10 protein-coding genes and 1 other annotated feature are annotated in these 8,740 nt (G+C 38.6%); of the genes, 8 read left to right on the forward strand and 2 right to left on the reverse strand.

All coding sequences use genetic code 11. The features are described 5' to 3' along the window. Window positions 1–65: 65 nt before the first annotated feature. Both JQM81_RS12965 and JQM81_RS12970 read right to left on the reverse strand, forming a co-directional pair. Window positions 66–335 (reverse strand): hypothetical protein, encoded by a 270-nt coding sequence (locus JQM81_RS12965; protein ID WP_235234196.1) that lies wholly within the window; start codon window positions 333–335, stop codon window positions 66–68. Between the two features lie 2 nt (window positions 336–337). After that, on the reverse strand, window positions 338–1,093 hold the full coding sequence (locus tag JQM81_RS12970; protein WP_328282630.1) for a serine/threonine protein kinase: 756 nt from the start codon (window positions 1,091–1,093) through the stop codon (window positions 338–340). A 284-nt stretch (window positions 1,094–1,377) separates the two neighbouring features. Between JQM81_RS12970 and JQM81_RS12975 the strand changes: the two genes are divergently transcribed. From JQM81_RS12975 to JQM81_RS13010, 8 genes are all read left to right on the forward strand, one after another. Beyond that, window positions 1,378–1,806 carry a hypothetical protein gene (locus JQM81_RS12975; protein WP_235234198.1) on the forward strand — a complete coding sequence of 143 codons (429 nt, stop codon included), beginning with the start codon at window positions 1,378–1,380 and terminating at the stop codon, window positions 1,804–1,806. A gap of 290 nt (window positions 1,807–2,096) precedes the next feature. Then, entirely contained in the window at window positions 2,097–2,981 is an 885-nt protein-coding gene (locus JQM81_RS12980) for an Rpn family recombination-promoting nuclease/putative transposase (RefSeq protein ID WP_235234200.1), read from the forward strand. Window positions 2,982–3,260: 279 nt separating this feature from the next. Further along, entirely contained in the window at window positions 3,261–3,533 is a 273-nt protein-coding gene (locus JQM81_RS12985) for a hypothetical protein (protein ID WP_235234202.1), read from the forward strand. Then, window positions 3,530–4,003, forward strand: a complete 474-nt coding sequence (locus JQM81_RS12990; RefSeq protein WP_235234204.1) for a hypothetical protein — start codon at window positions 3,530–3,532, stop codon at window positions 4,001–4,003. The genes JQM81_RS12985 and JQM81_RS12990 overlap by 4 nt, the downstream gene beginning before the upstream one ends. A 64-nt stretch (window positions 4,004–4,067) precedes the next feature. After that, window positions 4,068–4,622, forward strand: coding sequence for a hypothetical protein (locus tag JQM81_RS12995; RefSeq protein WP_235234206.1), 555 nt, complete (start codon window positions 4,068–4,070; stop codon window positions 4,620–4,622). A gap of 682 nt (window positions 4,623–5,304) precedes the next feature. After that, the gene (locus JQM81_RS13000) at window positions 5,305–6,201 is read left to right on the forward strand and encodes an Rpn family recombination-promoting nuclease/putative transposase (RefSeq protein ID WP_235234214.1); all 897 of its coding nucleotides are present in this window, start codon (window positions 5,305–5,307) and stop codon (window positions 6,199–6,201) included. Window positions 6,202–6,662: 461 nt separating this feature from the next. Then, entirely contained in the window at window positions 6,663–7,799 is a 1,137-nt protein-coding gene (locus JQM81_RS13005; RefSeq protein WP_235234216.1) for an IS110 family transposase, read from the forward strand. Between the two features lie 391 nt (window positions 7,800–8,190). Continuing rightward, window positions 8,191–8,300, forward strand: a sequence feature (ribosomal protein L10 leader region). A 12-nt stretch (window positions 8,301–8,312) separates the two neighbouring features. After that, on the forward strand, window positions 8,313–8,740 hold a 428-nt coding region (locus JQM81_RS13010; protein WP_235234218.1), incomplete at its 3' end, for a hypothetical protein.

Below are 8,740 nucleotides of genomic sequence, written 5' to 3' on the forward strand. Positions count from 1 at the left end.
CAGGGTGCATAGTTACATTTTAAGAATTTATGATAAAGGTTTCCACCAACGGAATGGTGGTTTCCTTAAAAACGGATTTGCGGTTTCCTAAGTCCGGACAGCAGGGACACGGCCCCCGGATTATTCATCTTACCCTCAAAAGTGGAATAATATAGTTGAGGATCAAGAAATGTAGTTTCAGGTGATAGGAAAGAGCTGTTGTTATAATATTTTTTAATGGATTCAAGATTTTCTTCTCTTGGAGAGAATATTACACCGGATAAGTATTGATTGGTGATGGCGTTATCCATCTTCTTCCCTTTTGCGGTGCCGTGTTGAGCCAATAATTTTGTCATGGTTATATTCCCTCCTTTAATACGTTCATTGCCTCTTGAAAACTGGAGACATCACTAAAACGATAAGCTTTATCTGGCTGTAATAATTTCCGAATGATAATAAATAATTGTTGATTGGTCTCTGATTCATCAATGTGCTTGAAAAAGATGTCCTCTAATTCTCGGTCGAATTTGTGTATGATATCTTCATGCGGGTGAGCTGGATTCTTGGCAATATAATATGCCAGTGGATTTATTCCAGACACGATCTCAAAAGCGATTAATCCAAGTGAGTACAGATCACTGGTAAAGTCTGCATATACAGCATGTCCCCAATACTGTTCAGGAGAGGCGTATGCACGCTTTCCCATGACATATCCAAGTTCTGTAGTGTTTCTGCTGATAATTTTCACCACTCCTGGATCGATCACAACAAATTGATGATTGCTTATCATAATGTTGTCGGGAGAAAGGTCGCGGTGTACAATCCCATTTTTTACAAACTTCTCTATGATGTTGGACATTTTGAATAAGAAATCTATCGCAAAAGTGGTTCTATCGTCATTGGAAATGGATGATTTCAAATAGTCTTCAAGCGTGATTCCGTTTATCGCCTCTTCTATTAGTAGGCCATAAAAGTGTGAGTGAATTAAAAGATTCTCCTTTACCGCGAATATTCTGGGGAATCCAATATCCTCTTCCAAACAAACTTGTACATATCGTGTAAAAGAACGTTTCTGGTAATAAAACATGTCTGAGACACTGCCGATATCGTCCATAAAGTCATCTGCATCAGCGAGTTGATCAATGACATCTTCTGGTTGTTGACAAGAATGAATATCGATACTGGGAGGAATAGAGATGTTCTTGAAAAAATCAAAAAATTTGGCAATATATATGGGAGTGCCGGTTTCGTCATAGATGAAATAACTAGTTGACTGTCCGCGTTGATTAGGATTGGGCCTAATGCTAAAATGAGTTTCCCATAGATTCTGGGATTGTAATAGATATAGTATTTCTTAAAGTAATATGCTACAATCTATTCATAGGATTCCTCTGCATTGTGGAGGATATATATGAAGCGAAAGAAGCAACTAAAAGAGCTTACGCTCAAGGACAATTTCATGTAAGTTTCCTGAACTTTGTGAAAGCTGACCTGAGCGAAAGTGAAACAGATTTTAAGGATGATTTTGTAGAAAAGCTTCAGGATACGATACGCAGAATCAAATCCAATCGTGAAATGGAGGAGCGTTTTATGATCTTTGAAGAGATGTTGAGGGATGAACGCGCAGAGGGAAAAGCAGAAGGAATAGCAGAAGGAAAAGCAGAAGCTGTTTTAGAAATGTTATTAGAACTAATGAATGATCTGGGCGAGATCCCGGATGAACTTCGAAACAGAATCACAAGTGAAAAAGATCTGGAAACGTTAAAGAAGTGGCTCAGATTAGCTGCAAGATCCGAATCCTTGGATGAGTTTTTGGAAAAGATGTAAAATGTAATTTCTTATAATTAATATCAATCATATCTATGACCGGATGTTGCAGAGCGCAGTGCTTTGCGGCATCTGGTGACTGTAACACAAATCAGGCCGAATCAGGCAAAATATCAGATTAAAAGGTGTAGAGGAATCCTATATTAAGTTGCTGTATTAAATGCTTAAATTATATAGAGTGGAAAGAGCTTGCCAGTATTGCTGTTCGAGGTCTGCGAAAGATATAGTATTTCTTAAAGTAATATGCTACAATCTATTCATAGGATTCCTCTGCCATGTGGAGGATATATATGAAGCGAAAGAAGCAACTAAAAGAGCTTACGCTCAAGGACAATTTCATGTTTGGCGCAGTGATGATGGAGGAAGAAAACTGTAAAAGATTTCTGGAACTTGCGTTAGGTTTTCCCATCGAGCGGGTGGAAGTGAGTAAAGAAAAGAGTATTGTCTATCACCCGGAATATAAAGGTGTTCGATTGGATGTCTACGCCAAGAACGAACATAACACTCGTTATAACGTGGAGATGCAGGTCGCAAAGAAAGCAGAACTAGGGAAAAGGGTACGATATTACCACGGGCAGATTGACATGGAGCTGCTGCTAAGCGGCAGCGATTATACGGAACTGCCGGAAGTGTATGTGATTTTTATCTGTGATTTCGATCCGTTTGGAAAGAAAAAGTACCGGTATACATTTACAAAACAATGTGAGGAAGAACCGGGAGCACAGCTGCAGGAAGGGTGTAAAAGTATCTTCCTGAGTACCAGAGGAGAGAATGACAGAGAAGTGCCAGGAGAACTTGTAAGTTTCCTGAATTTTGTGAAAGCTGACTTGAGCGAAAGCGAAACAGATTTTGAGGATGATTTTGTAGAAAAGCTTCAGAATACGATACGCAGAATCAAATCCAATCGTGAAATGGAGGAGCGTTTTATGATCTTTGAAGAGATGTTGAGGGATGAACGCGCAGAGGGAAAGGCAGAAGGAATAGCAGAAGGAAAAGCAGAAGGAAAAACGGAAGCTGTTTTAGAAATGTTATTAGAACTAATGAAGGATTTGGGCGAGATCCCGGATGAACTTCGGAACAGGATTACGAGTGAAAAAGATCTGGAAACGTTGAAGAAGTGGCACAGATTAGCCGCAAGATCCGAATCCTTGGATGAGTTTTTGGAAAAGATGTAAAAAGTAATTTCTTATAATTAATATCAATCATATCTATGACCGGATGTTGCAGGGTGTCAGTGCTTTGCGGCATCTGGTGACTGTAACACGAATCAGGCCGATTCAGGCGAAATATCAGCATTAGAAGCGCAGAGGAATTCTATAAATATAAATCGAAGGTAAATATACTATTTGTCGGGGGCTTAGCGATAATTTAACAGTTTCAGGATAGTGGATTTTACAAATGAGTGATTAAATAAATACCATATTGAAACGCAGCAGTGGAAAGGAAGAAAAATTGTGAATAAAAAAATCCTTAGATATATATGCATCTCATTATTGATGGTTTGCTGTGTAAATTTTCAGATACTGCAGGTACAGGCGGGGACGACAAAAGTGATTTTACATAAGGCGGAACAACAGGATAATTCGGTCAAAGAGAAGGGGCAGAGGATTGGCTCCATCAAGACTAGAGATGAGAATCACACGGCAGTATATCTGGTTCCCCTGTTGACAGCGGCTGTTGTATGCGGAAGAAAGGTGAAAAAAATAAAATCGGAGGAAGAAGTTTGAAGAAGAACAAGATTTGGCTTATCGGAACAATCATTGCAATTGTAATTTTGATTGCTGCCGGAGGTTTTTTCCTGGCAAGGAAAAATACATTGTCCGGTGGTCTGAAAATGGAAAAAAATACTGTGAAATGGAATCAGAATCTGGAAAGTGTGGATGAAAGTGCTGATATACAGATTCCTTATTACAGTGATATTTATATGGATGACGGGGCTGATTCGATAGACATGGTTCTGGTTAACCCAAAAGAGAATGAATGTTACTTTACATATACTTTTATATTGAATGAGACGGGTGAGGAAATCTATCAATCTGACCTGATAGAACCGGGACGTGCGTTGGAAGAAGTAAAACTGAACCAAAAGATGATAAGTGGAACGTATAAGCTGGATATCCGCATTGATACTTATTCGATTGAGGAACAGAATCCGCTGAATAATGCCATTGTTTCTACGAATTTAATTGTATCTTAATATTCCCCAAAAAGGGTTTATATATAGAAAATAAAAATGAAATGAACTGAAGGAGGATTCAAAAATGAGGAATTTAAAGAAATTTGCAGCAATTGGACTTATCTGTGCCACGATTATGGGAAATGCACTGAATGTTGCAGCAGCAGATGTATCTGTAGAAGAAGGAAATAACGCAAATGGGCAGACAACGGTTTCCCTTGTAAAGGAAAATCCTGCACCAACTTTTACGGTTGGTATTCCATCAACAGTAAATATTACTTCTGCTGATCCTGCACAGCTTACATTTACTATGAATGAGGATAGCTTGAATGCCATTCCGGATGGGAAAAAAGTCAGTGTGAGCATTGCAGATGCAGGATATGGAACTACAACAGGAAAATTCGCTCTGAGCAGCGGAACAGATGAAGCTACATATGGTGTTTATGGAAGTAAATACAGCACCAGACCGTCCGATGCTTATAAGATTGGCGATCTGTTAGTAAGTTTCTATGGAAATGAAAAAGTGACAGATGGAACTGCTTCAATTGGCAGAGTAATTAAAGCAGATAACTATGACGGAATTGCTGCCGGAACTTATGAAGGATTTATTACATTCAATATTGACGTGCGCAATCAGTAATTTTGTACTGTTGGCTTAACAACTGGCCGGTCGCAGGAGATACCCTGTGACCGGTCAGTTTTTTTCAATATCTCAAAGTATTTCTTGAGGATGGCAATGGATTCATCGTAAACGCTCAATACCATTTACTGACATTTTGAATAAGAAATCTATCGCAAAAGTGGTTCTATCGTCATTGGAAATGGAAGATTTCAAATAGTCTTCAAGCGTGATTCCGTTTATCGCCTCCTCTATTAATAGACCATAAAAGTGTGAGTGAATTAAAAGATTCTCCTTTACTGCGAATATTCTGGGGAATCCAATATCCTCTTCCAAACAAACTTGTACATATCGTGTAAAAGAACGTTTCTGATAATAAAACATGTCTGAGACACTGCCGATATCGCCCATAAAGTCATCTGCATCAGCGAGTAATGACATCTTTGGGGTGTTGACAAGAATGAACATCGATACTGGGAGGAATAGAGATGTTCTTGAAAAAATCAAAAAATTTGGCAATATATATGGGAGTGCCGGTTTCGTCATAGATGAAATAACTAGTGGACTGTCCGCGTTGATTAGGATTGGGCCTAATGCTAAAATGAGTTTTCCATAGATCCTGGGATTGTAATAGATATAGTATTTCTTAAAGCAATATGCTACAATCTATTCATAGGATTCCTCTGCAATGTGGAGGATATATATGAAGCGAAAGAAGCAACTAAAAGAGCTTACGCTCAAGGACAATTTCATGTTTGGCGCAGTGATGATGGAGGAAGAAAACTGTAAAAGATTTCTGGAACTTGCGTTAGGTTTTCCCATCGAGCGGGTGGAAGTGAGTAAAGAAAAGAGTATCGTCTATCACCCGGAATATAAAGGTGTTCGATTGGATGTCTATGCGAAAAATGAACATAACACTCGTTATAACGTGGAGATGCAGGTCGCAAAGAAAGCAGAACTAGGGAAAAGGGTACGATATTATCACGGGCAGATTGACATGGAGCTGCTGCTAAGTGGCAGCGATTATACGGAACTGCCGGAAGTGTATGTGATTTTTATCTGTGACTTCGATCCGTTTGGAAAGAAAAAGTACCGGTATACATTTACAAAACAATGTGAGGAAGAACCGGGAGCACAGCTGCAGGACGGGTGTAAAAGTATCTTCCTGAGTACCAGAGGAGAGAATGACAGGGAAGTACCAGGAGAACTTGTAAGTTTCCTGAACTTTGTGAAAGCTGACCTGAGCGAAAGCGAAACAGATTTTGAGGATGATTTTGTAGAAAAGCTTCAGAATACGATACGCAGAATCAAATCCAATCGTGAAATGGAGGAGCGTTTTATGATCTTTGAAGAGATGTTGAGGGATGAACGCGCAGAGGGAAAGGCAGAAGGAATAGCAGAAGGAAAAGCAGAAGGAATAGCAGAAGGAAAAACGGAAGCTGTTTTAGAAATGTTATTAGAACTAATGAATGATCTGGGCGAGATTCCGGATGAACTTCGAAACAGAATCACAAGTGAAAAAGATCTGGAAACGTTGAAGAAATGGCACAGATTAGCCGCAAGATCCGAATCCTTGGATGAGTTTTTGAAAAAGATGTAAAATGTAATTTCTTATAATTAATATCAATCATATCTATGACCGGATGTTGCAGGGCGCAGTGCTTTGCAGCATCTGGTGACTGTAGCACAAATCAGGCCGAATCAGGCAAAATATCAGATTAAGAAGAGCAGAGGAATCCTATAAAAATAAATCAAATTATTGTAGTAGAATAGAAGATAAATATACTATTTATTGGGATCTTAGCAGTCGATGAAGATGGAAAGAGCTTGCCAGTATTGCTGTTCGAGATCTGCGAAAGCTATAGTATTTCTTGTAAATGGTAAATAGCCGGTACCATGCCACTTGCTAGTTTTTGTGAGATAATTACTCTAAAAAATCTAAGGTTTTTTAGATAATATGAAGTGACCTCACATTTGTAGCAACGTGGGTTTACCTGTATACTAGAGTTTGATAAGAACAAAGGTAACAGGAATTACCGCATACAAAAGGAGATCACTCATATGAAAAGAATACTAAAAATTGGAATGGATGTCCATACCACAAATTACACATTATGCGCAATGGAGCCGGTGATTGGCGAGGAAGACCGCATATTTGCTACGATTAAGGTGACATCGGATTATAAAAATATTTTGATGTTTATCGAAAATCTAAAGCAAAAGCTTGGATTGAACCATGATTATGATATCCAGTGTGGATATGAGGCAGGGTGCCTTGGATATTCACTTTACAATCAGCTCACAGCCGCTGGAATAAAATGTGTAATACTTGCGCCAACAACAATGCTTACTCAACAGGGCGTAAGAATAAAAACAGATATGCGAGATGCACATATGATAGCACAGTGTTTATTGTATGGTGGATATCATGCTGTTTACATTCCGACAGAAGAAGATGATTCTGTGAAGGAATATCTTCGGATGAGAAATGATCATAAACTGGCACTGAAGAAAATCAAACAACAGATCAATGCTTTCTGTATAAGACACGGATTCTGCTATGATGGGAGAAAGTGGACACAGGCACATTTAAAATGGATAAAAGAACTGGAAATCACCAACAGACTGTATCGGGAAACACTGGATGAATATATGGCTTCATACGAGGAGCAGGAGGCGAAGATTGAGCGATTTGATAAACGAATCGAAGAAATCGCAGCTCAAATAAAATATCGTGAAAAAGTAAAGCGGTTAGAATGTTTCCTTGGAATCAAAACACATACAGCATTATCTTTGATTGTTGAAACCGGTGATTTTGAGAGATTTGCAAAAGGGAACCAATATGCAGCATATCTGGGACTTGCACCGGGAGAAAACTCAAGCTCTGACAGTATACACCGCCTGGGAATAACGAAAGCAGGGAACAGTCATCTGAGACAACTGCTGATAGAAGCATCCGGTGGAATATGCAAGGGAGCAGTTGGACATAAATCAAAAGATTTGAGGGCAAGACAAAATGGTAATACGGCAGATGTGATAGCGTATGCCGACAAGGCGAATACGAGATTGCGGAGTCGATACTATAAATTTATAAGACATGGCAAGAAAAGGAATGTGGCAGTAGCCGCAATAGCAAGAGAACTAGCATGCTTTGTATGGGGAATGATGACAGATAATATTGAAACAAAAGTAGTGTAGATGTATATCATAGTCAAACAGAAAAAGCAGCATACTGCAGCTGTTTCTGCCAAAGGTAACAAGTAAACAATCTGACAGTATTAGAAAAGAGCTGTGGTCACTGTAAGGTCTGAGTTATCTGCGGCCTCCCTATGTGCGCACATGAAACACTGTGATCCACGCTTTTAGATCGTAGAACTCAACGGCGGACCATTAGCCTGTAGGCAACCAATCCACGAATAACAGAGTGGCCAACTGCCGGGGACTGTTAAACTAGAGCTCTTTTCCAATGCTGTCAGAAAAACAAATGTGACTGGAGTGAAGAAAAATTTTTGAAATAAACAACAAGGAGAATTTTTGAAACAACAAGGAGAATTTTTGAAAAGGCTTGCAAATAGAGAAAAAATGTAATATAATATATGCGTTGTTACCGAAGACAGTAGGGGGGCAGTGCCATAAGTCCTACCGAGGAATTGCGAGAGATTATGCCCGACCTTTTGGTCGGGCTAGTTTGTTAATTTAGGAAGATGTACAATGAGTACGGTACATAAAGTAGTAAAAAATAGAATAAAAATTAATTGGAAACAATTTCTGTCGACTACTGGTTTGTGGTTTGTGGGAATAATGATTAATGCATTACCAGTAGTATATAATTGCCTTAGAACATTTTTAACAGTAAAACAACATATTGATATAGTACAATTATTTTGGACTGATCAGAGTATTCTATTTATAAATTTTAGCACAGGTTTTCTGCTTTTTTTGGAAATATATTTTATGGAACAACGTTATGAAACTTTTTCAAAAGGTATGGGCGCAATATTGATCGCGTATACGTTTGTATTGATAATTGTATATACAGTATCTTTTTTTAGCCCAAATTGGAATGAAAGAGTCGGTGTTGCAGTAAATATGAGGATTAACATAGCAACATTACTTGTGTTAATTGTTTTGGGATTAAT

The sequence above is a fragment of the Faecalicatena contorta genome, from assembly GCF_021531895.1.
Lineage (GTDB): Bacteria > Bacillota > Clostridia > Lachnospirales > Lachnospiraceae > JAFBIX01.